We start from the raw sequence: 261 nt of genomic DNA on the forward strand, positions 1-261 counted from the left end.
GCCGCCGGTACCCCCATGCCCACCGGCACCCTGAGCGGCGCCGGTCCCGCCGCCAGCCCCACCGGCGCCGCCAGCGCCGCCGGCAAACCCGGTACCGCCGATTGTGCCCGAACCCGGGGCTGCGTCGCCGCCAGCGGCGCCAGCCCCGCCATGGCCGCCTGCACCGCCGGCGCCGCCGATGGCGGCGCCGCCCGCCGCGCCACCGGAACTAAAGATGAGGCCAGCCGCGCCCCCGGCTCCGCCCTGACCGGGCGTGCCTCC

General features: G+C 81.2%; 1 pseudogene. It reads left to right on the forward strand.

Annotation, left to right across the window (positions count from 1 at the left end):
* Nucleotides 1–15: 15 nt before the first annotated feature.
* Nucleotides 16–261, forward strand: a pseudogene (locus BST40_RS30610) (hypothetical protein); the annotation flags it as partial.

It is taken from the genome of Mycobacterium persicum (genome assembly GCF_002086675.1).
GTDB classification, from domain to species: Bacteria; Actinomycetota; Actinomycetes; order Mycobacteriales; family Mycobacteriaceae; genus Mycobacterium; species Mycobacterium persicum.